Origin of the sequence: Streptomyces sp. NPDC002790 (assembly GCF_040295505.1) — a bacterium.
GTDB lineage: Bacteria > Actinomycetota > Actinomycetes > Streptomycetales > Streptomycetaceae > Streptomyces.
This window is the reverse complement of record NZ_JBEOVM010000013.1, coordinates 76,144-102,120: the sequence shown is the minus strand read 5'-3', so window position 1 is coordinate 102,120 and position 25,977 is coordinate 76,144. Positions and strand designations below refer to the sequence as shown.

Below are 25,977 nucleotides of genomic sequence, written 5' to 3'. Positions count from 1 at the left end.
GACGGGCTCCCTCAGACCTCGTACGGCTGGACGACGATGAAGTTGCCGGGAGCGCCCCGGAACTGCAGGTTGACGCCTTCGCCGCTGTCGCCCGGATAGGCGTTGCGGCGCATGCGCACCTGGTTGGAGACGATCGCCTGCGCGGCCGCGGACCAGGCCACGACGGCGTTGGAGTCGGCGAACGTGGTGGGCGTGACCGGCAGCACGACGGGCGTGCCGTGGGTCTTCACGACGACCGTTCCGGTGCCCTGGAACTGCATCACGAACAGGGCGCCTCCAGGGATGCCGTGCCCTTCGATCCTGCGCACTTCGTGCTGCAGGCTCTCGTCGAACGCGAGGACGTTCTCCGCGGAGACGCAGATCGCGTCGCCCTGGAGCTCGATGGGGTGCACGTGGGTGGCCTCTTCCGCGAAGAAGACCTGGCCGCGGCCGGTGCAGCGCATCAGCTGCATCTCCTGACCGGTGGCGTTGCCCACGATGCGGCCCGCGAACCCGGCGCCCTTGTAGCTGAACTCGACCTTGCCCTGGTAGAGCACCATGCTGCCCTGGCGGGCGAGGACGGGCTGGTCGCCGCCGGCCCCGAGGTCGACCCGGATCAGCTTCTTGTTCTGGAGCGTCCAGCGCTGCCCCGTGGGAGCCTCGCGGAACTTCTCCAGGGCTGCGGCCACGCCCGGCGCGGCTGCCTGCTGCGGGATGCCCTGCGGCGCCCCCTGCGGGGAGGGGGCGGCCGGGGGCTGGCCGAAGACGTGCTGGGCCGGAGGCGTCTGGGGCTGCTGACCGAAGCCCTGCGGAGCGGGCGGCGCCGGCGGTTGCTGGTCGTAGCCGGGAGGCAGTGATGCGCCGCCCTGGCCGGGGACCTGGCCGAACTGCGGCTGCTGCTGGCCGTACGGGTTCGGAGCGCTCGGCGCCGGGGGCGGCGGCGGGACCGTGCCGGGCGGCGTGGCGAGCGGCGCGGCGATGGTGGGCGCCGCGTGCACCGAAGGCGCGGGGGGCGGCGGGGGCGTGGGGGCCTGCGCCGGTGCGACGTTCTGCGGCATCGGCTCGGGCGCCGGGGCGGGCGGGGCAGGCGCGGGTGCTGGAGCAGGCGCTGCCGGGGCCGCGAAGGACGGCGGCGCGGTGGCCTGGGCGGGAGGCGCGAAGCTTGGTGCCGCGGACTGCTGTGGCGCGGCGGCGGGCTCCTCCTCTGCGACCTCACCACCGAAGTTCTTCAGCAGCGCGTCCAGGCCCCCGTCGAAGCCCTGCCCGACGGCGGCGAACCGCCACACGTCCTTCAGATAGAAATCGCCGAGCATTACGGCACGCTCGGTGGAGAACTCACCACCTTGGAAGGAATACCGCGCGACTTCCTCACCACCGGCGACGATCCGGATGTACCCGGGAGCGACCTGCGACATCTGCCCCGCACCGTCGATGGTCGCGGTGAAAGAAAGCTTCTGGATGTTCGCGGGGATCTGCTCGAGTGTGACGCGGAAGGACTCCGTGTCACCGGCCTGCGCGCCGAGCAGCTGGACGGATTCCTCGGGCGTTTTCGGCTGGTTGAAGAAGACGAAGTACCGGTCGTCGGACAACCGCTCCTCGGCGTCGAGGCCGAAGCAGCTGATGTCGAAGCTCAGTCCGGGGCCGGTGATCTGTACACCCACGTACAGATCCGTGCCTGCGGTGAGGTCACTGATCTTGGCCTTGTGGCCGCGTTGGAATTCCCTGGCCATGCGTAACGACCGTCCCCCATCCCGATGGTGATTGCGTCGCGCCAGGCTATCCGCAAAGACCGACAGCGGGAGATGTCGGTACACCCCTGGTACAGAACTCGCGTTGAGGGGTGATCAGTCGCCGCGCGCGGGGGGCAGATGCGGGAGCCGGTCGGCCGCGACCACTCCTTCGAGGTACCCGCGCGCCCGCTCCGTGCGCGGGTACGCGTCCAGGAGACTCCAGAACCGCGGTCCGTGACCGGGGACCAGCAGGTGCGCGAGTTCATGGATGAGTACGTAGTCGACGACGTACTCGGGCATGCCCTGCAGTCGGTGGGAGAGCCGGATGCTGCCTTCCGCCGGAGTGCACGAACCCCACCGGGTGTTCTGGTTCGTGACCCACCGCACCGAAGCGGGGCGGGCCTTCCCCTCGAGGTACTGGTCCGACAGACGCTCGGCGCGGTCCGCCAGCTCGGTGTCGCCGAGCACCCGCTTGCTCTCCTGCGCGGCGAGCTTGTCGAGCATGACGCCCACCCAACGCTTCTCCTCGGCCTCCGACATGCGCGCCGGGATGAGCACCACGGTGCGATCGCCCTCGCGATACGCGGAGACAGTCCTGCGACGCCGGGAGCTTCTGCGCACCTCGACCGCGCTCGCCCCCAGGCCGCCTGAGGGCGGGCTGGTCATGCTGCGCTGCGTGTTCGTGGCACGGTGCAGTGGGTCGGCGGACACGCCCCGACGTTACCCGCTGGAGCGGGCGGAAGTCCCGCCTCCGGAAGTCTTCGGTGCGGCCCCGCAACCCGCCCCTCGATTAGTACGACTATCACCCACAGCCTGTGGACAACTTTCCGCACGGCTCCGGCCGTGCGGGCATGCTGGCGGTCGATCGACGGGAACGACACCGTCGGCACAGTACGGGGGACAGTCATGCATCCGATCCTGAAGCCGGCCCTGCGGCGCGGCTGGCACGACCTGAGCACGGTGCAGTTCGGGCTCACACCGGCGCACGCGGTGGTACTCGGCCCGGTCGACACGGCCACCGGCAGCTTTCTGACACTGCTCGACGGCACCCGCGGGGTCCCGCTCCTGCGCGAAGAGGCCCAGAAGATGGGCCTTCCGGACGGTCATGTGGACGCGCTCCTGGAGCGGCTGAGCGGAGCGGGACTCCTCGACGACGCGACCGGCGGCGGCAGAACCGGCGCTGAACTGCGCAAACAGAAGCGCGCAATGGATCGGCTCCGCCCCGACCACGCCGCCTTGACAGTCACGACATCGGAACCGGCCGAAGCGATAATGAAGTTGACTGCCCGGCGCGCGATGCGGGTCCAGGTGAGAGGCGTCGGGCGGGTGGGCGCGGTCATCGCCTCGGTGCTCGCCTCCGCGGGTGTCGGCCATGTCGACGTGCGGGACGGCGGGTGCGTCGAGCCTTGGGACGTGGCACCGGGCGGGCATCCGATGGAGGCGACGGGCGAGCGCAGGGACGTGTCCGCACGCCGGGTGGTGCGTTCGATGGCACCGGCCAGACCTCCGCGCCCCGATCGGCGCAGGTCGGCCCCCGAGCGCCTTGCGGAGCCGGATCCCGAAGAGCCCCCGCTCTCCCTCGTGATCATTGCTCCGCGTGACGGACTCGCGGTCCACTCCCCGGACCCGGCCGCGGTCGAGGACCTGCTGGAGACCGGCATTCCACACCTGTATGCGGGCGTCGTCGAGGCCACCGGAGTGGTCGGGCCGCTGGTACTGCCCGGCGGGACGGGCTGCGCGCACTGCCTGCTCCTCGGGCGCACGGACCGTGATCCGACCTGGCCCCGGCTGCTCGTCCAGTGGAGTTCGGGGCCGACCGGCCGTCAGGTGCAGGCCTGTGACCTCGGCCTTGCCACCGCTGTCGCGGGCCTCGCGGCGGCCCATGGACTGGCCTTCCTCGACGGGGAGTTGCCGTCGAGCACAGGGGCACGCTGGGAGGCTGCCGCGCCGGGCCTGGACTGGCACGCCCGACCGGTGTGGCCACATCCGCAGTGCCCATGCGGTGCGGGTGAGAGAGGTAACGGGCAGGAGGTCTCCGTGGACCCCGTGCCGCACGACACAATGGCGGGGTAGGCAATGGCTGTCGGCACCACGGCACCCGGGCATGCACGGCATGACTGTTCGGCACTTGGAGGGGTGTATGTCTGATCTTCCCCGGAAGGCGGTTACCCGTACCGCCAAGCTGGCAGCGCTGCCGATCGGCTTCGCGGGGCGCGCGACCTGGGGCATCGGCAGACGCATCGGTGGTAAGTCCGCCGAGCTGGTCGGGCGGGAACTGCAGCAGCGCACGGCGGAGCAGCTGTTCAAGGTGCTCGGTGAGCTCAAGGGTGGGGCCATGAAGGTCGGGCAGGCGCTGTCCGTCTTCGAGTCCGCGCTTCCGGAGGACGTCGCCGGCCCGTACCGGGCCGCCCTGACCAAGCTCCAGGAAGCCGCACCTCCGATGCCTACCCGGACCGTGCACGCGGTTCTCGGTGAGCGGCTCGGCGAGCAATGGCGCGAACTGTTCATCGAGTTCGAGGACAAGCCCTCGGCCGCCGCGTCGATCGGACAGGTGCATCGCGCTGTGTGGCACGACGGGCGCGAGGTCGCCGTGAAGGTGCAGTACCCGGGCGCGGGTGAGGCACTGCTGTCGGACCTCGGACAACTGAGCCGCTTCGCACGCTTGTTGGGCCCGCTGGTCCCGGGCATGGACATCAAGCCACTCATCGCCGAGCTGCGCGACCGGGTCTCCGAGGAGCTGGACTACGCGCTGGAGGCGCAGGCCCAGGAGACGCACGCGGAAGAGTTCGACGACGACGCCGATGTCGTGGTGCCGCACGTGGTGCACCAGTGCGATCAGGTGCTGGTGACGGAGTGGATCGACGGGACACCGCTCGCCGAGATCATCGACAAGGGCAGTGCGGACGAGCGCGACCGCGCGGGTCAGCTACTGGCCCACTTCCTGTTCTCGGGGCCCGCGCGCACAGGCCTGCTGCACGCGGATCCCCACCCGGGCAATTTCCGGCTGCTGCCGGACGAGAAGGGAGGCTGGCGCCTCGGAGTCCTCGACTTCGGCACGGTCGACCGACTGCCCGGCGGCCTGCCCGAGCCGATCGGCGCCTCTCTGCGCAGGACGCTCGACGGCGAGGCGGAGGCGGTCTACGAGCTGCTCTGCGAGGAGGGCTTCGTCAAGGAGTCGATCGCGCTCGAACCGGACGCGGTGCTCGACTACTTGCTGCCGATCATCGAGCCGGCCCGCGTCGAGGCCTTCACGTTCACCCGCTCCTGGATGCGCAATCAGGCGGCCCGGATAGCCGATCCCCGCTCCCCCGCCCATCAGCTGGGCAAGCAGCTCAACCTGCCGCCGTCGTACCTGCTGATACATCGGGTGACGCTCAGCACGATCGGGGTGCTGTGCCAGCTCGGGGCCACCGTGCGGCTGCGGGACGAACTGGAGGCCTGGGTGCCGGGCTTTGCCGCCGGGGATGCGGCGGACGTCGAGGACTGGCCGGCGGCGGAGGCCTGATCACCACCAGTCGGAGTCGAGCCGTCCCTCGATGGCCCTGATGTTCTCGCGGGCGCATCCGTCGCAGAAGTACCGCCGGGTGCCGCCCTCGACGGAACACGTCCAGGTCAACGGCAGTTCCGGGACTGTCATGCCGCACCGCGCGCACGCGAGGGCCTGGTGGTCGGGCTGTGTCGCGGAGTCCCCGCCAGGAAGAGACGTCACCCGGCGACGATAACTCGATGAGCCGATGAATGCCGGGCGCCACACGCCTTGGGGGCCGGTCCGAAGCGGACCGGCCCCCAAGGAAGCAGCCGCACGCAGCGGCGTATATCGACGAGCCCCGTCGACGGTTCGGTTACTGCATGACGGTTACTGCATGACGGCCATGGCGAGCGCACGCCGGGCGCGCAGCGACGCGCGCTCGGCACGGCGCTGCATCCGGCGGGCGGTGGCCAGGCGCATGGCCCGGCGTTCGCTCTCGGCCTCCCGCAGCTGCTCGTGCATATGCGCACGAGCCAGGGCTTCTGGGATGAGTTGCATCTGATGGGTCCTGTTCTGGCGCGACTCGTTCGCGCCGGCGGTGGTGAAGTCTGGGATCGCGGAACCTGCGGGCTCGCTCGGGGACGTCTTCATCGGGGCCTGCTTCTTGGGGTCGTGCGTCAGAGGGCGGTCGATCGTTCCGGGGGTGTTCATGCCACGACCGGGTTCTTGCGCGGGCGGCCACGCGGCCGCTTCCGGGCGACGACAACGCCCTGGACGAACAGCTCGCCACCCCAGACGCCCCAGGGCTCACGCCGCTCCTTGGCGCCGGCGAGGCAGGCCTCCATCAGCGGGCAGGTACGGCAGAGGGACTTGGCGTACTCGACATCCGCCGGCGACTCCGCGAAGAAGAACTCGGGGTCGTAGGCGCGGCAGGGGACGGGCACGTCGAGGTTCTCGATGGCGTCATCGAGCGCGGTGAGCGCGGTCAGCGGGTTCAAGGTGGAGTCCTCCGTGGACACGGGCTGGGAAAGAGGGTCTGAAGGCGGTACGGACGGGGCGTGCGCTTCGAGTTGCACGGTGTCTTCTTCCTCGTCTGGTCGTCCGGCCGGTGGGCCGGGTGGCGGTGGTACCGGGTTCTTTTCTTGTCCCGAGGCCCCTTCGCTCTGGTTCCTCGGAAGATCGCTGGGTCTTCCGGGAAAACAGAAGGGCCGCGGATCCCGGGTGGGGTTCCGCGGCCCTGAAGGCGCCGGCCTGATCGTTGATCAGGCTGGATCGCTCCAGGGGTCAGGCCCACGGAAGGCCCACATCGTGTGGTGCTGCTTCGTCTGCTTCCGGAATCCGGCACCGGCCGCTGCAAAGGCATAGGCCTGAGCCTGTGCCGTCGCTACTGCTTCCGGTGCCTTGGTCGGTCGCTCATTGCGCTCGCGAATGGGAAGACCCGCGAGGGACATGCCGGACTCCGGACGCGTGGCGGAGACGCCAGACAGGCCGGTGCCCAGGTTCGAGAAGCCGAGCAGGCAGGAAGCGACGACCGAGCGATCGGTCATTTTGACGGTGCTGATGGAGCTGGCGTTGATGCTGATCACTGGAATCGCCTCCTCTCGGCGTATCGGGGACCGGTGCGAACCGGTCCGACGGCATTCAAGTACAACACGGAACCAGGGCCTCCGAGAAGGCCGCTGTTTTCGTGCTTATGAACCTATGGGGATTGTCGGGGCATGCGCAAACTATTTTTTCGACGAGTTTGCATCAGGCGTCCCCCGCCTCCCCGTCGGGCTGATCACCAATCGTCTGACCTGCACAAATGGCGAGAACATCGGATCCGTACGTCCGAAACTTCCGGCGGCCGACACCCGGGATGCGGGACAGTTCGGCCGCGTCCTCGGGGGCGGTCTCGGCGATGGCGATCAAGGTCTTGTCGGTGAAGACGCAGAACGCGGGCTGACCGAGGCCCGCCGCCGTGCGACCGCGCCACTCGATCAGTCGCTCGTACAGCCCCTCGTCCATGTCCGACGGGCAGTCCTCACAGCGCATCAGCTTCATCTCTGCGGCTTCGAGGGTGCGCCCGCACACATGGCACCGGGCCACCTTCCTGTCGCCCCTGCGGGGTGTGGGGCCGAGCGGCTCGCGGGTGCCCGCACGGGTGCCGAACTCGATGCCTCCACGCCCCGCACTCGCGCCGCGCCCCGCCGATCCCGTCGACCCCGGCCGCAGCCCGTCGAGGAACCGGCTCGGCCTGCGGTTCGGGCGGCCGCCCGGCGAGCGGGACAGCGCCCAGGAAAGACCGAGATGGCGACGCGCGCGGGTCACGCCGACGTACAGGAGCCGCCGCTCCTCCTCGATCTGCGCGTCGGTCTTGGCGTAGGTGATCGGCATCATGCCCTCCGCGAGGCCGACCAGGAACACCGCGTCCCACTCGAGGCCCTTCGCCGCGTGCAGCGAGGCGAGGGTGACGCCTTCCACGGTCGGGGCGTGCTGTGCGCTCGCCCGCGCGTCGAGTTCCGCCACGAACGCGCTCAGCGTCGCGGTGGGCTCGGCTCTCGCGAAGTCCCCCGCGAGCCGGGCGATGGCGGCGAGCGACTCCCAGCGGTCGCGTACGGCCCCCGAACCCGCCGGCGGCTCGGTGGTCCAGCCCGCGCCGGACAGCACGGCTCTGACCTGGGAAGGCAGATCGACGGCCTCGTCGAGCCCCGCGTCGTTGTCACCGAAGCGGGCCGCCGCTCGCAGCTCATGGTGTGCCTTGCGCACCTCGGCCCGCTCGAAGAAGCGCTCGGCGCCACGCAGCTGGTAGGGCACGCCCGCGTCGGCGAGTGCCTGTTCGTAGATCTCCGACTGCCCGTTCGTCCGGAACAGGATCGCGACCTCGCCGGCCGACACCCCGGAGTCGATCAGCTCCCGGATGCGGCCCGCGGCGCCTTCGGCCTCGGCGGGCTCGTCGGCGTACTCGACGTAGGCCGGCTCGGGGCCCGCCTCGCGCTGCGAGATCAGTTCCAGGCGGTGCTCGGCGGCGCGACCGCTCGCTCGGGTCAGCACCCCGTTGGCAAGGTGCACGACCTGGGGCGTGGAGCGGTAGTCGCGGACCAGCTTGACGACGGTGGCACTGGGGTGGCGCGTGCGGAAGCCCAGCAGGTGGTCAGGGGTGGCCCCGGTGAAGGAGTAGATCGTCTGGCTGGCGTCCCCGACGACGCAGAGGCTGTCGCGCTCGCCGAGCCACAGGTCGAGCAGGCGCTGCTGGAGCGGGCTGACGTCCTGGTACTCGTCGACGACGAAGTGCTGGTACTGGGCGCGGACCTGCTCGGCGATGTCCTGCCGGTCCTGAAGGATGCCCACGGTGAGCAGCAGGACGTCCTCGAAGTCGATGACGGAGCGGTCCCGCTTGAGGGTTTCGTACGCGGAGTAGATCTGGGCGATCTCCGCGGGCTGCCGGGGCGCTTCACGTCCCGCCTTGTGCACCGCCGCGGCGTAGTCACCGGGGACGGTCTGTGTGACCTTGCACCACTCGATCTCCGCGGTCACGTCGCGCAGCTCACCGCGGTCCAGGCGCAGGCGCGAGGCGGCCGCGGCGTCGGCGACCAGCTGGATCTTGCGGTCGACGATCCGGGGCAGCTCGCCGCCGACCGCCTTGGGCCAGAAGAACTGGAGCTGGCGCAGGGCGGCGGAGTGGAAGGTGCGGGCCTGCACCCCTTCGGCGCCGAGCTGCCTGAGCCGGCCGCGCATCTCACCGGCGGCACGGTTGGTGAAGGTGACGGCGAGGACGGTATTGGGCTGGAGGATCCCCGCGTGGATGCCGTATGCGATGCGATGGGTAATCGCTCGTGTCTTGCCCGTGCCCGCGCCCGCGAGCACACACACCGGACCGTGCAGGGCCGTCGCCACGGCGCGCTGCTCGGGGTCGAGCCCCTCGAGCACCGCGTCGGCGCCGCTCGGCGGAGCCGAGTACTGGGCGCGGTCGGGGTCCTGCGGGAACAGGGTGGAGTGCGTTGCTGCTGTCACCCCGCCATGCTGCCAGGTCCGCGGGGACGGATGCGTCGCGTTGTCCACAGGTACCGACCGTTAGTCGTACCAATGCGTTCGACGTGCGGGAATGGTCGCCGCTCCGCGTACGTTCGACTCATTGCGAACACGCACCCCCCAGCCACCGAAGGAGCACGAGGAAATGCCGGGCACTGTGACGATGTACAGCACCACGTGGTGCGGCTACTGCCAGCGGCTGAAGAAGCAGATGGACCGTGAGGGCATCGGGTACAACGAGGTCAACATCGAGCACGACCCGGATTCCGCGGCCTTCGTCCAGAAGGCGAACGGCGGGAACCAGACGGTCCCCACGCTCCTCGTGGTGTCCGACAGCGGCACCGAGTCGGTCATGACGAACCCCTCGCTGGCCCAGGTCAAGCAGGCCATGGCCGCCTGAGCCGCCCGGATCTGAGCGAAAGGCCCCCGCCCGAACCCGGGTACGGGGGCTTTCCGCTGTCCACGACCGGAGCACTCACAGTGCGTCGCTGGGCTTCGGCAGGGGCTTGCCGTACCACAGCTCGATCAGCCGGGCCGCGATCGAGATCCCGTAGGGAGGCATGACCTCACCGGAGTCGAAGGCGGTCCGCAGGTCCTCGCGGGAGAACCAGCGCGCCTCGTGAATCTCGTCACCGTCCACGTTGATCTCGAAGGACGTGGCGTGCGCCATGAAGCCGAGCATCAGGCTGGACGGGAACGGCCAGGGCTGGCTGGCGACGTACTCGACGTCACCGACGACGACACCCGCCTCCTCGAAGACCTCGCGCCGCACCGACTGTTCGATGGACTCGCCGGGCTCGACGAAACCGGCGAGTGTCGAGAAACGCCCTTCGGGCCAGTGCACCTGGCGGCCGAGCAGGATGCGGTCCTGATCGTCCGTGACGGCCATGATCACGGCCGGGTCGGTGCGCGGGTAGTGCTCGGCTCCGCAGGCCTGGCAGCGGCGGATGTGGCCCGCGGCGGCGATGACGGTGCGCTCGCCGCAGCGGGAGCAGAAACGGTGCAGGCGCTGCCAGTTCTCCAGGGCGACGGCGTGCACCATGAGGCCCGCGTCCCGCTGCGAGAGGAGCATCCCCGCCTCGCGCAGTCCGGCCGGGCGGGCGGACTGGTCCATGCGTCCGGGAAGCGTGTCCTTCTGGAGCGCGAAGTAGCTCACGCCGTCCTCGTCGGTGCCCAGGAAGTAGCGATGCGCCTCCGTGAGAGGCGCTTCAAAGGCCGGGGTCATGACCAGTTCCGTCGTGCCGTCCGAGGTCTCGTCGATGAGCGCCTGACCACCCGAGACCACGAAGACGCGGGTCGTGGGGTGGCTCCACGCGGCGGCGAGCCACGCCTCGTCGAGACGGTGGTGGGCAGCGCGGTCGATTCCGCTCGGCGCGGAGAGCGAGAGGGGTCGCGTTGCGGCGAGGTCGGCGGTTCGGTCGGTCCAGGTGGTCACGAGTGCTTCCAACTCCCCCGGTGGATTGGGTGGTTCGGCGGGCGGTTCGGCGAGGTGGGTGCGCGGGGCCTCAATCAGTGTGCATCTGCCCAGCTCTCCGCGAGATCGCCCCACAGGTGGGCGGTTGTTTCGACACCCTTCATAAGGAGGTCGAGTTCGACCTTCTCGTTGGGGGCGTGCCAGCCGTCGGAGGGCACGGAGATGCCCAGGAAGAGCACCGGGGCGTCGAGGACGTCCTGGAGGTCGGCCGCGGGACCCGAGCCACCCTCTCGGGTGAAGCGGATCTTCTTCTCGAAGGCCATTCCCATGGCGCGTACGACGGACTTCAACGCCGGGTGGTCGAGGGGTGTGAGGCAGGGGCGGGTGGCGGCCCCGAACGTGATCGTGTGGCGAATCCCCGCGGGCAGTTGCTCGGCGACCCAGTCGGTGACGGCCTTCTCGATGTGGTCCGGGTCCTGCCCGGCGACCAGCCGGAAGGAGAGCTTGAGCATCGCGGAGGACGGCACGATCGTCTTGCCGCCGGGGCCCTGATAGCCACCGCCGATGCCGTTGACCTCGGCGGTGGGGCGGGCCCAGATGCGCTCCAGGGTGCTGTGCCCGGCCTCTCCGTAGGCGGCCCGGGACTTCGCCGTGCGCAGCCACTGCTCCTCGTCGAACGGGAGCTCCGCGAACAGCTCGCGCTCCCGGTCGGTGAGTTCCACGATGCCGTCGTAGAAGCCGGGGACGGCCACGCGCGCGTGCTCGTCGTGCAGCGCGGACACGAGGCGGGCGGCCGCGGTCGCCGGGTTCGGGACGGCGCCGCCGAACGAACCGGAGTGGATGTCCTGGTCGGGGCCGTACAGCTCGATCTCGCAGTCGGCGAGGCCGCGCATGCCGGTGCACACCGTGGGGGTGTCCTCGGACCACATACCGGTGTCGGAGACGATCACGGCGTCCGCCGCCAGGCGCTCCTTGCGCTCTTCCACGAGGGCACGGAAGTGCGGGGAGCCCGATTCCTCCTCGCCTTCGATGAGGAACTTGAGGTTGACCGCGGGTGCGGTGCGGCCGGTCGCGGTCAGGTGGGCACGCACGCCAAGGGTGTGGAAGAACACCTGTCCCTTGTCGTCGGCCGCCCCGCGCGCGTGGAGGCGGTTTCCGACGACGACCGGCTCGAAGGGGTCGGTCTCCCAGCCGTCCTCGCGCGCCGCGGGCTGCACGTCGTGATGCCCGTAGACGAGGATCGTGGGGGCCCCGGGGTCGCCCGAGGGCCACTCGGCGAACACGGCGGGGGCGCCGGGCGTCTCCCACACCTCCGATGTCGGGAAGCCCGTCCCGGCAAGTTTCGCGGCAAGCCAGTCGGCGCTGCGCCGCACGTCCGGTGCGTGGTCGGGCTGGGCGGACACGGAGGGGATCCGCAGCCAGGCGGCGAGGTCGTCGAGGAACGCCTCGCGGTGGTTCTCGACATACGCACGGACTGTGCTGACGGCAGTGTCAACGGGCTTGCTCATGGTCACGAGCCTATCCGCCCGCCCGAACGTGTTCGTCCGGCGGTTCCTCCACGGGCTCCGCCGGCTGCTGCGGGTCCTCCAGGAGGAGCCGCTCCAGCTCCTCCCGGCCGGGCAGCCGTCGCGGCCGGACCGTCTCCCCGGTGCGTACGTACAGGAAGGCGGCGCTCACCGCTTCCAGGGGAACGCCCTGCTGCTCGGCCCAGGCAAGCCGGTAGACAGCCAGCTGGAGGGGGTCGGCGGACTTCCGGTGGGCCGTCTTCCAGTCCACGATCTCGTACGTCGCCTCGTCGCCGTCGCCCTCCTTGTAGACGGCGTCGATACGGCCCCGGACGATACGTCCCGCGATGGCCAGCTGGAACGACGTCTCGACCCGGTAGGGAGAGCGATGGGCGTACGGGGTGCGCTCGAAGGCCTCCTTGAGTGCCTCCAGGTCGCGCTCGTCCGCGATCTCGGCATCGCTGCCGGGAAGCTCCTCGGGGTCGAGCATGGGCAGCCGCAGCTCTTCGAACCGTGCCTCGATCCAGGCGTGGAACCGGGTGCCCCTGCGGGCCGCCGGCTGCGGTGGCTGGGGCATGGGGCGGGCGAGTTCCTGGGCGAAGGCGTCCGGGTCGGCGGCCATCCGCAGCAGCTGGGACGCGGTGAGCGTGTGCGGGACGGGGACATCGCGCACGGCGGCGCGGGCGCGCAACAGCTCGCCTGTCAGCGAGTCGAGGTCGCGGTCCCAGGAGGCGATGGTGCGTGCCTCCTCCGGGGTGAGCTCCGCCTCCGGCGCGGGAGCGGGATGCGGTACGACCGGGGCCGCTCGCTCGTGCTCGGCCACGCGCGCGTAGGTGTCGGCCGGGGGTGCGGCGTCCTCGTACGGGTCGTGGTCGTCCTCGTAGGGGTCGTAGGGCGGTTCGTCATCCTCGGGCGGGGGCGGCCAGTCGGGGTCCTCGAAGGGCGGCTCGTCGAGGGTGGCGGGGTGCGACTCCGTGTGGGCGTACGCGGCCTCGGGTCCCGCGGCGCGCTCCAAGTGGGCGAGGACAGTGTGGGCGGCGGCCCGGCGGCGCGCCCGCGCCTCCTCGTCCAGCGGCAGCGGCCAGGCGTGCTCGGCCGAGTTCTCTTGGAGGGCCGGGTTCTCCTCGTCCTCCGCCGGTTCGTCCGCCCACACCTCGATCTCGCCGTAACCGGCCGCGCAGTGCTCGTACAGCGTCTGGAGGAAGTCCGACGGGCCGCGCCTGCGCTTCTGGGACGGCCCCCACCAGTGCCCTGAGCCGAGCAGCAGAGAGCGCGGACGCGTGAACGTGACGTATCCCAGGCGCAGTTCTTCCGTGTGCTGGTGGTCCTTCATATCGGCGTGGAAGGCCTTCATGCCCTTGGAGTCCCACGTCTCGATCTCGGGCAACGTGGCGCCGTCACCGCGCAGTTCGTGGGGCAGGACCTTGGCCTGCGCCGTCCACTTCTCACGGCCTTGGGTGCTCGGGAACGTGCCGTTGACGAGGCCGGGAACGGCGACGACGTCCCATTCGAGGCCCTTGGACTTGTGAGCGGTGAGCACCTTCACGGTGTCCTCGCCACCGGGCAGCGCATTGTCGAGGCCCTTCTCGTACTGCGCCGCGGTGCGCAGGAATCCGAGGAAGGCGAGCAGCGTCGCGGAGCCGTCGTTGGCCGCGAAGGAGGCGGCGATGTCGAGAAAGTTCGACAGCGTCTCGCGCCGCCGGGCCGCCAACGCGTGCGGGGACGCGGAGAGTTCGACCTCCAGGCCGGTGACCGCCAGGACACGGTGCAGCACGTCCATGAGGGGGTCGGACAACGAGCGGCGCAGCTCGCGCAGTTCGGTGGCGAGCCGGGCGAAGCGCACGCGCGCGTCCGGCGAGAACGGCAGCCCGTCGTCGTCCTCTTCGGTGCCGGTCGAGGTCTCCAGGAACGTGTCGAGCGCGTCCGCCAGCGATATCACCTCGGAGGGGTCTACCCCCTCGACGGCCGCGGCCAGGCGCCGGTCCGGGTCGTCGTCCTCACCCCCGCGCGCGTGGGAGACCAAAAAGCGGGCCCTGCGCCCGAGGAGGGCGAGGTCGCGCGGGCCGATGCGCCAGCGCGGGCCGGTCAGCAGTCGCACGAGGGAGGCGTTCGCACCGGGGTCCTGGAGGACCTCGCACATGGCGACCAGGTCGGCGATCTCCGGGAGGTGCAACAGGCCGGAGAGGCCGACGACTTCGACCGGGATGTCGCGGGCGACCAGCGCGCCCTGGATCTCGGCGAAGTCGGTCGCGGTGCGGCACAGGACGGCGATCTCTCCGGGTGCCGTTCCCGTAGCGACGAGGTGGCCGATGGAGTCGGCGAGCCAGTCGATCTCCTCGCTGTGCGTGCTCAGCAGGGCGCAGCGCACGACTCCGTCCCCCTCGGCCCCGGGGGCGGGCCGCAGGGCCTCCACGCCCGCGTGCATCGCCCGGAGCGGCTCGGCGAGCCCGTTGGCCAGGTCGAGCAGGCGGCCGCCGCTGCGCCGGTTCTCCCTGAGCGCGAAGCGGGTGGCCGGGCGCCCGTCCCCGTACGCGAAGTGGCGCGGGAAGTCGTCGAGGTTGGCGACGGAAGCGCCGCGCCACCCGTAGATCGCCTGGCAGGGGTCGCCGACCGCGGTCACCGCGTGGCCCGTCCCCCCGCCGAAGAGGCCTGCGAGCAGGATCCGCTGGGCCACGGACGTGTCCTGGTACTCGTCGAGCAGGACGACGCGGAATTCGTCGCGCAGGATCTCGCCCACCTCGGGCCGGGTGTCGGCCAGCGTCGCCGACAGGGCGATCTGGTCGCCGAAGTCGAGGAGGTCGCGCGTGCGCTTGGCCTCCCTGTAGTGCCCCACCAGCTCGGCCAGCTCCAGGCGCGCGGTGGCCGCCTCGGGCACCTTCCGCAGGTCTGCGTTGCTGAGTTTGACGCCTTCGAGGGCGCGCAGCAGCTCATGGTCGTACGCACGCAGCTTGCCGGGCTGTACGAGGTGTTCCGCCAGCTCGCCGTCCAACGTGAGCAGGTCGCTGACCAGGTCGGCGAAGGAGCGCGTGAGGGCGGGGTAGGGGCCGGGCGCTTCGCGCAGCACGCGCGCGGCGAGCTGGAAGCGCGTGGCGTCGGCGAGCAGTCGCGTCGTGGGTTCGAGCCCGATGCGCAGGCCGTGGTCGGTCAGGAGCCGGCCCGCGAAGGAGTGGTAGGTGGAGATCACGGGCTCGCCCGGGGGGTTGTCCGGATCGATGGCATCGGGGTCGGTGACGCCCGCCTTGATCAATGCCTTGCGGACACGCTCGGTCAGTTCCCCGGCCGCCTTGTTGGTGAACGTGAGGCCCAGGACCTGCTCGGGGGCGACCTGACCGGTGCCGACCAGCCAGACCACGCGGGCGGCCATCACCGTCGTCTTTCCGGAGCCCGCTCCGGCCACGATCACCTGCGGGGCGGGCGGCGCGGTGATGCAGGCCGTCTGCTCCGGGGTGAACGGGATGCCGAGCAGCTCTTTGAGCTGCTCGGGGTCGGTGAGGCGCGTGGTCACCTCATCGAGGCTAACCGGCACCACTGACAGCGCCGTCCTGTTCCTGCCCAGTGGAGGCGCACGTCACTCGACCACGTGTTTGCCCTCCGGGCGCGCGCTGCACGAGGCACGGAAGGCGCAGTGCGTGCAGTGCTGCCCGGTGGTCGGTACGAAGCGCTCGTCGAGGACCTTGCCGGCCGCGGTGGCGAGGAGGTCGCCGACCCACTCCCCTTCGAGGGGCTCTTGCGCCTGCACCTTCGGCAGGGTCTCGCCGCCGTCCTTCTTGGCGGCGCCCTGCCGAAGCTGCACGAGTTCCGCTCCCCCGGAGTGCGGACGAACTCCTTCGAAGATCTCGTCGACCACGCCTTCGTTCACGGCGAGCTGGTACACGGCGAGCTGTGGATGGTGGGCGACGTCCGCGGCGCTCGGTGTCTGCTTGCCGGTTTTGAAGTCGACCACGTAGGCGCGGCCCTCGGCGTCCCGCTCCACACGGTCCATGGAGCCGCGAATGCGCACTTCGTAGGGACCCGTTTCGAGCGTCACGTCGAAGTCGTGCTCGCTGGCGACGGGGGTGCGGCCCGTACGGTCCATGACGTGCCACTGAAGGAATCGTTCGAGCGCGGCGCGGGCGTTCTCCTTCTCCTGGGCCGACTTCCAGGGCGCGTCGAAGGCGAGGGAGTCCCACACGGAATCCAGGCGCTCCATGAGGACGGCGAGGTCGGCGGGTGTCCGCCCGGAGGCGACCTCGTCGGCCAGGACGTGCACGACGTTGCCGAAGCCCTGGGCCGCGGTGGCTGGGGCGTCGGCCTTCACCTCGCGGCCGAGGAACCACTGCAGGGCACAGGTGTTGGCCAGCTGGTCGAGGGCGCTTCCGGAGAGGACGACGGGCTTGTCCCGGTCGCGCAGCGGGACCTTGCTCTCGGTCGGCTCGTACATGCCCCACCAGCGGTACGGGTGGGCGGACGGCACGAGCGGTCTTCCGTCGTCGCTGAGCGCCGCGAGCTGGGCGAGGCGGCGTGCGGCGGCCTCGCGCAGCCCTTCGGAGACGCGCGGGTCGACCGTCGTGGCGCGCAGTTCGGCGACGAGGGCGGCCACTGCCAGGGGGCGGCGTGGGCGCCCGCTGACGTCCTTGGGTTCCACGCCCAACTCGGTCAGGAACCGGGACGGCTGGTCGCCGTCGTCGGCGGGCGCCTTCACGGCGGTGACGACGAGCCGCTCCCGCGCGCGCGTGGCGGCGACGTAGAACAGACGTCGTTCCTCTGTGAGCAGCGCCCCGGGGGTGAGGGGTTCGGCGAGGCCGTCGCGTCCGATGCGGTCGGCCTCCAGGAGCGAACCGCGGCGCCGCAGGTCGGGCCAGAGTCCTTCCTGGACGCCGGCGACGACGACGAGCCGCCACTCCAGGCCCTTGGAGCGGTGCGCGGTCATCAGGCGGACGGCGTCCGGGCGCACGGCCCGTCCCGCGAGGGTGTCGGCCGCGATGTCCTGGGCCTCGAGCTCCTCGAGGAAGTTGCGGGCGCCACGGCCTCCGGTGCGCTCCTCCGCGCGCGCGGCGACGGCGAACAGGGCGCAGACGGCGTCCAGGTCACGGTCCGCGTTGCGCCCGGCCGCGCCGCCTCGGCGGGCGGCACGTTCGAGCCGGCTCGGCCAGGGGGTGCCGTTCCACAGCTCCCAGAGGGCCTCTTCGGCGGTGCCGCCGTCGGCGAGCTTCTGGCGGGCGGTCGCGAGGAGCGCGCCGAGACGCTGCGCACCTCGGGCGTACGCCGGGTCGTGCAGCGCGAGCCGTTCGGGCTCGACGAGGGCACGCGCGAGCAACTCGTCCGAGGGCGGCGGCAGCGCGTTCCCTGACGCGCGCTCCTCCTCGCGCAGCGCACGCCCCAGGCGGCGCAGATCGGCCGTGTCCATCCCGGCGAGCGGCGAGGCCAGGAGTTCCAGGGCGGTCTCGGTGTCGAGCCGGTACGCGCCTTCCGAGGCGTCCGGGGCCTCCGAGGAGTCGGGCGCGTCCGGGGTGTCCGGGGTGTCCGCGCGTGCCACCACCTTCAGAGCCGTCAGCAGCGGCGTGACCGCCGGTTCGTGGCGCAGCGGCAGATCGTCACCGTCGATGTCGAGAGGGACGCCTGCCGCCGTGAGGGCGCGCCGCACTCCCGGAATGCCGCGCGAGCCGGCGCGCACCAGGACGGCCATGTCGCTCCACGGAATGCCGTCCTCCAGGTGGGCACGCCGCAGGATGTCCGCGATGTTGTCGAGCTCCGTACCGGACGTCGGATACGTGTAGACCTCGGCCCTGCCTCCGTCTCGCACGGCTGACAGCTCGCGGTGGGCACGCACCTTGTGCGCGGGCAGCCGGGTCAGGGGCATCCGCTGGGTGATGCGGCGCGTCGCCTCCAGGAGACCGGCGCCGGAACGCCGGGATGTGGTGAGCACCTCGACCGGGGCGGGGGCGCCGTCCGCCTGCGGGAAGTCACCGGGGAACTCCAGGATGCCGTTCACGTCCGCGCCCCGGAACGCGTAGATCGACTGGTCCGGATCGCCGAAGGCGACGAGCGTGCGCCCCCCGCCCGCGAGCGCGTGCAGCAGCCGCACCTGGGCGGGGTCGGTGTCCTGGTACTCGTCGACGAACACGGCGTCGTACTGCGTGGCGAGCCGGTCCGCGACCTCCGTGCGGCGCGCGAGGAGCACGGCGCGATGCACCAGTTCCGCGTAGTCGAGCACGCCCTGTGCGTCGAGGACGTCCAGGTACTCGGCGAGGAAGGTGGCGGCCGCCCGCCAGTCAGGGCGGCCGATGCGGCGCGCGAAGGCGTCCAGGGCGGCCGGCCCGAGACCCAGCTCCCGGCTTCGGGCGAGGACCGCGCGCACCTCGTCGGCGAAGCCCCGCGTGGTCAGGCACGCGCGCAGGTCGTCCGGCCAGCGCACATGCGCGAGCCCCGCCTTCTCCAGGCCGATCTGCCCCGCGAGCAGCTCCCGTACGGCGACGTCCTGCTCGGGCCCCGACAACAGCCGCAAGGGATCCACGAAGAGGTCCGCGTCCTGGTGGGCGCGGACCAGGGCGTAGCAGAACGAGTGGAATGTCGTCGCTTGTGGGGCGTGCGCGGCACCGATGCGCTGCGCCATGCGGTCGCGCAGTTCGACCGCGGCCTTCCGGCTGAACGTGAGCACCAGGATGCGTTCGGGGTCGGTGCCCTTGGCGATACGCGCCGAGACGGCTTCCACGAGCGTCGTGGACTTGCCCGTTCCAGGACCGGCCAGGACGAGGAGCGGCCCGTGGGCATGGTCAACCACCGCACGCTGATGTGCGTCCAGACGAGGGGGGCCCACCTGAATCGGCGGGGTACGCACCAGCCGGTACGCACCGGGGGTCCCCTGTCGAACCTGGTGCTGCGACAGGTGCCGGGTGGACGAGGAAGAGCTCACGTGGATCGCTGGTCCTGGTGGGTGTGCTGGTGGTCGAAGAGGCTTCCGCGCGAAGCGGTGGCCATGGGGTGAAGGAGGTGTCTGCCATCGACGGTGCCGTCGACGCTACGCCGTCGAGTGTGGCGGAAGCCGGGCTTCCGGCGCCTCTCCCGCACTCCTCCGGGCGCGGATGTGCCCGGTCTCACCAACGGACACAGGGCCGCCGAAGTGCCCCGCATGCCCCGTTTCCCCCATACGGGCCACCGGCACCCCACCCGCGCGCGGGATGGCCGAAGCTGTCAATTGTGAGCTTCCGTACCCGCCCGGCCGTCCCACCGCGCGCGCTTCATGTCGAGGCGTGGCAGGTGCCCTTCGGCGGCCCGGGATGCCTGACGCAAGGGCGTGCTCTCCTCTCTGTAGTGGTCGAGCGCGCGCAGCTCGTTCCCGGGCAGGAACTGCCCGTCCGCTCGCACCACGCGCCACCACGGAACCGCGCCTCCGTAGAGAGCCATCACCCGCCCCACCTGACGGGGCCCGCCCTCCTCGAGCCATTCGGCCACGTCCCCGTACGTCATGACCCGACCGCTCGGGATCAGCTCCGCGACGTCCAGGACGCGCTCCGCGTACGCGGGAAGCTCTCCCGCCGGTTCGCTCTCCTTGCTCATCCGACCCATCCTGCCGCACGGCACCGACAGCGCGGAGGGATGTACGAGAGGCGGCCGGCACAGACGCGGACGGCCAAGCCTGTCGAGTACTGCCGCTTTCTCGAATGCACCCTGATGCCCCCCTATGGCGGTGCGGCATGCCACCATCGTGCGGACGGTGACTGGTGATACGAGATCAAGAAGAGACCACGGAGCAGCAGAGCGTGCACCCCGACAAGGCGGAGGGCACCTCTGTGGCACCGGCGCGCCCTGACGAAGCGGCCGACCAGGCCCCCGAAACGAAGCACGAGCAACCGTTGCACGACCCCGACTGTGCGGAGGGCGGCGCACACGCCGAGCAGGTCGACGGGGACGAACCACTGCTCCCCGCGCGCGTGCACCGCCCCTCCGATCTCATGCGGCTCCTCGTCGGCCTGCTCGCCGTCGTCGTGATCCTGGCGATCGCGGCGTTCGCGCACGGCACGACCTCGGGCTTCGCCCAGGACATCGACAAGGGCACAGGACAGGCACCCGACCTGCTGACCAAGTTCGCGGGTCTCGCGTCGAGCATCGCCATCCTGTTGGTACCGGTCGCGTTCGCCATCGAGCGGCTCATCAAGCGCGACGGCCTACGGATCGCCGACGGAGTGCTCGCCGCGGTCCTCGCGCACGGGGTGACGCTCGCTACGGACCTCTGGGTCGCCAAGGCCGCCCCGCGGTCCATCCAGGAAGCGCTCACCACGGTGTCGCCCGGCGACATCCACGCGCTGACCGACCCGGTGCACGGTTACTTGGCGCCCGTCATCGCCTACATGACGGCCGTCGGCATGTCCCGGCGACCACGGTGGCGCGTCGTGCTGTGGGTGGTGCTGCTGCTCGACGCCTTCGCGATGCTCGTCACCGGCTACACGACACCGTTCTCGATCATCCTGACGGTCCTCATCGGCTGGACCGTCGCCTACGGAACGCTGTACGCCGTCGGCTCCCCGAACGTGCGCCCCACAGGGCAGACGCTCCTCGCCGGACTGCGCCACGTCGGCTTCCACCCGGTCAGCGCCTCCCGCGAGGAAGCCCATGAGGGCGCCACGGAGAACGGCGACCGGGGGCGGCGCTACTTCGTCACCCTGGAGGACGGCCCACCGCTCGACGTCACCGTGGTGGACCGGGAGCAGCAGGCGCAGGGCTTCTTCTACCGCGTGTGGCGACGACTGACGCTGCGCGGCATCACGCAGCGCCGCAGCCTCCAATCGCTGCGCCAGGCCCTGGAGCAGGAGGCGCTGCTCGCCTATGCGGCGATCGCCGCCGGGGCGAACGCGCCGAAGCTGATCGCGACGTCCGAGCTCGGCCCCGATGCGGTCATGCTCGTCTACGAGCACGTCGGCGGCCGGTCCTTGGACTCGCTGCCGGACGAGGAGATCACCGATGAGCTGATGCGCGACACGTGGCATCAGGTCCAGGCGCTCCAGTCACGGCGGATCGCGCATCGCCGACTGGCCGGCGACGCCATTCTGGTGGATCGTTCCGGCACCGTCGTCCTGACGGACCTGCGCGGTGGCGAGATCGCCGCTGGCGACCTGGTGCTCCGCATGGACATCGCCCAGCTTCTGACGACGCTCGGACTTCGGGCGGGCGCCGAGCGCACCGTCGCGTCCGCCGTAGGAGTCCTCGGCCCGGACACCATCGCCGACTGTCTGCCGCTGCTGCAGCCGATCGCGCTCACCCGCTCCACCAGGGCGACGCTGCGCAAGCTCGGACGTGAGCGTGCCCAGCGTGAGCGTGAGGCCGTCCTGGAGGCGTCCAGCAAGGCCAAGCAGGCGCGCATCGAGGAGACCACCCCCAGCGACGCCGCCAAGGTGTCCGTACGCGACGAGAAGAAGTCCGAGAAGGCGGAGCGACAGGCCGAGAAGCGGGCCCTCGACGAGGCCCTGGAAGAGGCCCGCGAGGAGGATCTGCTGACCCAGATCCGCCACCAGGTGCTGCGCATCCGGCCCCAGGCTCCCGTCGAACCGGCGCGCCTGGAGCGCATCAGGCCGCGCACGCTGATCAGTTTCATCGCCGGTGCGATCGGCGCGTACTTCCTGCTGTCACAGCTCACCCACATCGACTTCAGCGCGATCGTGCGCGAGGCCGAGTGGGGCTGGGTCGGCCTCGCGGTGCTGTTCTCCGCGCTCAGCTACGTAGCCGCCGCGATGAGCCTGCTCGGCTTCGTGCCGGAACGCGTCCCCTTCATGCGAGCCGTCGCGGCCCAGGTCGCCGGTTCCTTCGTGAAGATCGTGGCGCCGGCGGCAGTCGGTGGAGTGGCGCTCAACACGCGTTTCCTGCAGCGCTCCGGGGTGCGTCCGGGGCTCGCCGTGGCGAGTGTGGGCGCCTCGCAGCTGTTCGGCATGGGCAGCCACATCCTGCTGCTGCTGACCTTCGGTTACCTGACGGGGACGGAGAAGACGCCCTCCTTGTCGCCGTCCCGCACGGTCATCGCGGGCCTGTTGACCGTCGCGGTGCTCGTCCTTGTCATGACGTCGATCCCGTTCCTGCGGAAATTCGTGTCCACGCGCGTGCGCTCACTTTTCGCCGGGGTCGTGCCACGCATGCTCGACGTGTTGCAGCGGCCGCGGAAGCTGCTCACGGGCATCGGCGGCATGCTGCTGCTGACCGCCTGCTTCGTGATGTGCCTCGACGCCTCGATCCGTGCCTTCGGGGACGAGACCCAGACCACGATCAGCCTGGCCAGCGTCGCGGTGGTCTTCCTCGCCGGTAACGCGCTCGGCTCGGCTGCCCCGACACCGGGTGGCGTGGGCGCCGTCGAGGCGACCCTGACGGTGGGTCTGATCGCGGTCGGCCTCCCCAAGGAGGTGGCGGCGCCCGCGGTGCTGCTGTACCGGCTGCTCACCTTGTGGCTCCCCGTGCTGCCCGGATGGCTGTTCTTCAACCACCTCACAAGGAAGGGCGCCCTCTAGGCGACTTGGGCGACTTGGGCCTCCCGGGCGGCGAGAACCTCACTCGCACAGCCCGCAGCCCGAGCGCCCCGCACCCTGCCGCCGCAGGATGGACGCATGCCCAATCCGTCCTGGTCCCGTACCGCTGCCCTGACCGCCGCCACCCTGCTGTCCGTATCGCTCGCGGCGTGCAGCAGCGACACAAAGGACGACGTGGATCTTCCTTCCCAGTCGTTGAGCTGGAAGGACTGCCCCGCACCCGCGGAATCCCAGGGAGGTGGCGACGCGCCTTCTCCGCTTCCCGGTGGCGCCGAGTGGCAGTGCGCCACCATGAAGGCGCCACTCGACTGGGACAAGCCCAAGGGCGAGACGATCGACCTGGCGTTGATCCGCGCCAAGGCGAGCGGGGACAAGGACAAGCGGATCGGCTCGCTGATCTTCAACTTCGGCGGCCCCGGCGGCTCTGGTGTCACCACTCTGCCGGCCTTCGGATCCGAGTACGCGAAGCTGCGCACCCGCTACGACCTCGTCAGCTTCGACCCGCGTGGGGTGGGTCGCAGCGCGGGCGTCAGGTGCGAGGACGACAAACAGCTCGACGACTACTTCCAACAGGACTCGACGCCGGACGACACCGCGGAACAGAAGAAGCTCGTCGACAGCATCAAGACGTTCAACGACACGTGCGAGAAGAACTCCGACGACGTCCTCCCCCACGTACGCACCACGGACGCGGCTCGCGACATGAATCTCATGCGCCAGGTCCTGGGCGACGACAAACTGCACTACTTCGGCATCTCCTACGGCACCGAACTGGGCGGCGTCTATGCCCACTTGTTCCCCAAGAAGATGGGCCGTGCCGTGTTCGACGGCGTCGTCGACCCCACCCAGGACCCGGAGGAGGGGGCGCTCGGCCAGGCAAAGGGTTTCCAGCTCGCCCTCGACAACTACGCGAAGCACTGCACGTCCCAGGCCGAGGACTGTCCGGTCGGTGACACTCCGCAAGACGTCAAGACCAAGATCACAAAGCTGCTCGACGAGCTCGAGGAGAAGCCGATCCCGGGCGTCTTCCCGCGCGATCTCACACAGACCGCGGCGACCAACGGGGTCGCGCAGGCCCTGTACTCACAGGACTTCTGGGAGTACCTGACCGAGGGTCTCCAGCAGGCGTACAACGGTGACGGCAAGATCCTTATGGCGTTGTCCGACTCGATGAACGGACGCAACGAGGACGGCAAGTACAGCAATATCCAGGCCGCGAACATCGCCATCAACTGCGCCGACGACAAGCCCCGCTACACGTCGAAGGACGTCGAGGCGAAGCTGCCGGAGTTCCGCAAGGCGTCCCCGATGTTCGGCGACTACCTGGCCCGGGGGAAGCTCAACTGCTCCGGCTGGTCCGTCGAAGGGGCCGCCGAGCACCCGGACGTCAGCGCGCCCGGCTCCGCCCCGATCCTCGTGGTCGGCAACACCGGCGACCCGGCCACCCCGTACGAGGGGGCGAAGAAGATGGTCGATGCGCTCGGCGAGGACGTGGGCGTCGAGTTGACGTACGACGGCCAGGGGCACGGGGCCTACGACAGCGGAAACAAGTGCGTGCACGGCGCCGTGAACACCTACCTCCTCAGCGGGAAGCCCCCGAACGAGCGAACGGTCTGCAAGTGATCTAGGAGTTGTCCACAGGCCGAGTCGGATGTCCGTGGACGCTCCTACGATGGCTTGACTGTCTTTCGAACGGGGGCAGTTGAGGGGGGAGGTGCCATGACGGCACAGGATTCGTGTGCGCCCGCGGGCGCACGCCCACGCTGGGGAAAAGGCGTCCGCTCGCTCGCCGTGGCCGCGGCCGTCGTCCTGACGGCCGGGCCGGTCGCGGGCTGCAGCGGCTCGGGCGAGCGTGCCGACAGAGGCGATCCGAAGCCGCCGTCGGTATCCGCCTCACGCCCCACCGACGCGGCGCCGGGCGACGGCGACACCCCCGCCCTCCCGTCATCACTCACCGACCAGCAGCTCGACTGGGGCCGTTGTCGTGCGCACGCGGACTCGCCCGCGCCCGGCTCCGACTGGCAGTGCGCGACGCTCAAGGCGCCACTCGACCATGCCGAGCCGGCCGGGCCCACCATCGACCTCGCCCTCATCCGCACCAAGGCTCGGGGCGATCGGGGTCAGCGGATCGGGTCCCTGCTGTTCAACTTCGGCGGCCCCGGCGGCTCCGGAGTGGATCTACTGCCGGCCCTCGCCCCGCAATACGCGAAGCTGCGTGAGCGCTACGACCTGGTGAGCTTCGATCCGCGCGGCGTCTCGGAAAGCCGCGGACTCCGCTGCCGAAGCGACAAGGAGACGCAGGCGGCCGAGTCCATCGACCTCACCCCGGACACCAAAGCGGAGGAGACGGCGTATCTCCAGGATGCCGTCGCGTTCGGCAAGGGTTGCAGCAAACAGGCCGGCACACTGCTCGCCCATGTGTCGACCACCGAGGCCGCGCGCGACATGGATCTGATGCGTCAGGTCCTCGGTGACAAGAAGCTGCACTACATGGGCGTCTCCTACGGCACCGAACTGGGCGGCGTCTACGCCCACTTGTTCCCCGGCAACGTCGGCCGGCTCACCTTGGATGCCGTGGTCGATCCGACCGCGGGACGCGTCGGGCAGGCCGAGAATCAGGCTCGCGGATTCCAGCGGGCCCTCGACAACTACTTCAGGTCACGCGGCAAGGATCCACGGCAGGGCGCGCGTGAGATCACCGCGCTCCTCAAGAGGCTCGACGCGAACCCCCTACCCGCTCCGGGCGGACGTGAGTTGAACGAGTCACTCGCGACGACCGGCATCGCGGTCACCCTGTACAGCAAGAACAGCTGGCCCGCACTGACGCGAGGCCTGCGGGACGCGGAGCAGGGTGCCGGCACCGCCCTGCTCTCGCTCGCCGATTCGTACAACGACCGTGCGGCGAGCGGGCGTTACGGCACGGCGAGCCACTCCCAGCGGGCGATCTCCTGCCTCGACGACAAGGTGCGTCCCACGGCGCGGGAGACGAAGAAGCGGCTCGGGAAATTCCGGGAGCTCTCGCCCGTGTTCGGGCCGTACATGGGCTGGGACACGGCGGGTTGGTGCCACGGCTGGCCGGTCCCGGGCCAGTGGGACGATCCGGATGTGAGCGCGCGGGGCGCGGCGCCGATTCTCGTCGTGGGCAACACCGGCGATCCGGCGACTCTTTACGAAGGGGCGCGCCGCATGGCCGACGAGTTGGGCGCGGGCGTCGGCGTCGAGCTGACGTGGAAGGGCGAGGGGCACGGGGCGTACGGCTCGGGCAGCACCTGCGTGGACGGAGCGGTCGACGCGTATCTCCTGGAGGGGCGAATACCGCACGACGGCAAGGTGTGCTCCTGACCGCGAGCGTCCGCCCGGATACGACGGACGGGCCTCGCGC

General features: G+C 70.5%; 18 protein-coding genes. 6 read left to right on the top strand and 12 right to left on the bottom strand.

All coding sequences use genetic code 11. From position 1 onward, the window contains the following. Positions 1 to 11: 11 nt before the first annotated feature. A complete protein-coding gene (locus tag ABT004_RS09980) occupies positions 12 to 1,709 on the bottom strand; it encodes a TerD family protein (protein ID WP_351333561.1) in 1,698 nt (565 codons plus the stop codon). Between the two features lie 114 nt (positions 1,710 to 1,823). Then, entirely contained in the window at positions 1,824 to 2,420 is a 597-nt protein-coding gene (locus ABT004_RS09975; RefSeq protein WP_351333559.1) for a M48 metallopeptidase family protein, read from the bottom strand. A 195-nt stretch (positions 2,421 to 2,615) separates the two neighbouring features. On the opposite strand from ABT004_RS09975, the gene ABT004_RS09970 reads away from it, so the two are divergent. Both ABT004_RS09970 and ABT004_RS09965 read left to right on the top strand, forming a co-directional pair. Continuing rightward, the gene (locus ABT004_RS09970; RefSeq protein ID WP_351333556.1) at positions 2,616 to 3,782 is read left to right on the top strand and encodes a ThiF family adenylyltransferase; all 1,167 of its coding nucleotides are present in this window, start codon (positions 2,616 to 2,618) and stop codon (positions 3,780 to 3,782) included. Positions 3,783 to 3,849: 67 nt separating this feature from the next. Continuing rightward, positions 3,850 to 5,214, top strand: a complete 1,365-nt coding sequence (locus tag ABT004_RS09965) for an ABC1 kinase family protein (protein WP_351333554.1) — start codon at positions 3,850 to 3,852, stop codon at positions 5,212 to 5,214. Here ABT004_RS09965 and ABT004_RS09960 read toward each other — a convergent pair whose 3' ends face one another. The 5 genes from ABT004_RS09960 to ABT004_RS09940 form a co-directional block, all read right to left on the bottom strand. Continuing rightward, positions 5,215 to 5,418 carry a hypothetical protein gene (locus tag ABT004_RS09960; RefSeq protein WP_351333551.1) on the bottom strand — a complete coding sequence of 68 codons (204 nt, stop codon included), beginning with the start codon at positions 5,416 to 5,418 and terminating at the stop codon, positions 5,215 to 5,217. A gap of 147 nt (positions 5,419 to 5,565) precedes the next feature. After that, the gene (locus ABT004_RS09955; protein ID WP_351333548.1) at positions 5,566 to 5,889 is read right to left on the bottom strand and encodes a putative WhiB-interacting protein; all 324 of its coding nucleotides are present in this window, start codon (positions 5,887 to 5,889) and stop codon (positions 5,566 to 5,568) included. Further along, the gene (locus ABT004_RS09950; protein ID WP_351333546.1) at positions 5,886 to 6,254 is read right to left on the bottom strand and encodes a WhiB family transcriptional regulator; all 369 of its coding nucleotides are present in this window, start codon (positions 6,252 to 6,254) and stop codon (positions 5,886 to 5,888) included. The genes ABT004_RS09955 and ABT004_RS09950 overlap by 4 nt, the downstream gene beginning before the upstream one ends. Positions 6,255 to 6,440: 186 nt before the next feature. Then, positions 6,441 to 6,764 carry a hypothetical protein gene (locus tag ABT004_RS09945; RefSeq protein WP_351333543.1) on the bottom strand — a complete coding sequence of 108 codons (324 nt, stop codon included), beginning with the start codon at positions 6,762 to 6,764 and terminating at the stop codon, positions 6,441 to 6,443. Positions 6,765 to 6,927: 163 nt separating this feature from the next. After that, positions 6,928 to 9,171, bottom strand: coding sequence for an ATP-dependent DNA helicase UvrD2 (locus ABT004_RS09940; protein WP_351333541.1), 2,244 nt, complete (start codon positions 9,169 to 9,171; stop codon positions 6,928 to 6,930). Positions 9,172 to 9,334: 163 nt separating this feature from the next. Here ABT004_RS09940 and ABT004_RS09935 point away from each other — a divergent pair, with 163 nt between their 5' ends. After that, positions 9,335 to 9,589: a glutaredoxin domain-containing protein gene (locus tag ABT004_RS09935; RefSeq protein ID WP_351333538.1), complete on the top strand. Its 255-nt coding sequence runs from the start codon at positions 9,335 to 9,337 to the stop codon at positions 9,587 to 9,589. A 75-nt stretch (positions 9,590 to 9,664) separates the two neighbouring features. Here the strand turns inward: ABT004_RS09935 and nudC are convergent, their stop codons facing one another. The 5 genes from nudC to ABT004_RS09910 form a co-directional block, all read right to left on the bottom strand. Further along, entirely contained in the window at positions 9,665 to 10,624 is a 960-nt protein-coding gene (gene nudC, locus ABT004_RS09930) for an NAD(+) diphosphatase (protein WP_351333536.1), read from the bottom strand. Positions 10,625 to 10,698: 74 nt separating this feature from the next. Next, the gene (locus tag ABT004_RS09925; RefSeq protein WP_351333533.1) at positions 10,699 to 12,111 is read right to left on the bottom strand and encodes a dipeptidase; all 1,413 of its coding nucleotides are present in this window, start codon (positions 12,109 to 12,111) and stop codon (positions 10,699 to 10,701) included. Positions 12,112 to 12,121: 10 nt separating this feature from the next. Further along, positions 12,122 to 15,613: an ATP-dependent DNA helicase gene (locus ABT004_RS09920; RefSeq protein WP_351333530.1), complete on the bottom strand. Its 3,492-nt coding sequence runs from the start codon at positions 15,611 to 15,613 to the stop codon at positions 12,122 to 12,124. A gap of 63 nt (positions 15,614 to 15,676) precedes the next feature. Then, a complete protein-coding gene (locus ABT004_RS09915; protein WP_351333527.1) occupies positions 15,677 to 19,000 on the bottom strand; it encodes an ATP-dependent helicase in 3,324 nt (1,107 codons plus the stop codon). A 278-nt stretch (positions 19,001 to 19,278) separates the two neighbouring features. Next, entirely contained in the window at positions 19,279 to 19,644 is a 366-nt protein-coding gene (locus ABT004_RS09910; RefSeq protein ID WP_351333524.1) for an MGMT family protein, read from the bottom strand. 164 nt (positions 19,645 to 19,808) lie between these two features. On the opposite strand from ABT004_RS09910, the gene ABT004_RS09905 reads away from it, so the two are divergent. The 3 genes from ABT004_RS09905 to ABT004_RS09895 all read left to right on the top strand — a co-directional run bounded on the left by ABT004_RS09905 (position 19,809) and on the right by ABT004_RS09895 (position 25,937). Then, positions 19,809 to 22,577 carry a lysylphosphatidylglycerol synthase domain-containing protein gene (locus ABT004_RS09905; RefSeq protein ID WP_351333521.1) on the top strand — a complete coding sequence of 923 codons (2,769 nt, stop codon included), beginning with the start codon at positions 19,809 to 19,811 and terminating at the stop codon, positions 22,575 to 22,577. Between the two features lie 96 nt (positions 22,578 to 22,673). Continuing rightward, positions 22,674 to 24,218 (top strand): alpha/beta hydrolase, encoded by a 1,545-nt coding sequence (locus tag ABT004_RS09900; RefSeq protein ID WP_351333518.1) that lies wholly within the window; start codon positions 22,674 to 22,676, stop codon positions 24,216 to 24,218. A 96-nt stretch (positions 24,219 to 24,314) separates the two neighbouring features. Beyond that, a complete protein-coding gene (locus tag ABT004_RS09895; RefSeq protein ID WP_351333516.1) occupies positions 24,315 to 25,937 on the top strand; it encodes an alpha/beta hydrolase in 1,623 nt (540 codons plus the stop codon). The last annotated feature ends 40 nt before the right edge of the window (positions 25,938 to 25,977 follow it).

Excerpts from the sequence above, each read along its gene's own strand:
- ABT004_RS09980 (WP_351333561.1), bottom strand. The coding sequence starts at position 1,709 with ATGGCCAGGGAATTCCAACGCGGCCACAAGGCCAAGATCAGTGACCTC.
- ABT004_RS09970 (WP_351333556.1), top strand. The coding sequence starts at position 2,616 with ATGCATCCGATCCTGAAGCCGGCCCTGCGGCGCGGCTGGCACGACCTG.
- ABT004_RS09965 (WP_351333554.1), top strand. The coding sequence starts at position 3,850 with ATGTCTGATCTTCCCCGGAAGGCGGTTACCCGTACCGCCAAGCTGGCA.
- ABT004_RS09955 (WP_351333548.1), bottom strand. The coding sequence starts at position 5,889 with ATGAACACCCCCGGAACGATCGACCGCCCTCTGACGCACGACCCCAAG.
- ABT004_RS09935 (WP_351333538.1), top strand. The coding sequence starts at position 9,335 with ATGCCGGGCACTGTGACGATGTACAGCACCACGTGGTGCGGCTACTGC.
- ABT004_RS09925 (WP_351333533.1), bottom strand. The coding sequence starts at position 12,111 with ATGAGCAAGCCCGTTGACACTGCCGTCAGCACAGTCCGTGCGTATGTC.
- ABT004_RS09910 (WP_351333524.1), bottom strand. The coding sequence starts at position 19,644 with ATGAGCAAGGAGAGCGAACCGGCGGGAGAGCTTCCCGCGTACGCGGAG.
- ABT004_RS09900 (WP_351333518.1), top strand. The coding sequence starts at position 22,674 with ATGCCCAATCCGTCCTGGTCCCGTACCGCTGCCCTGACCGCCGCCACC.
- ABT004_RS09895 (WP_351333516.1), top strand. The coding sequence starts at position 24,315 with ATGACGGCACAGGATTCGTGTGCGCCCGCGGGCGCACGCCCACGCTGG.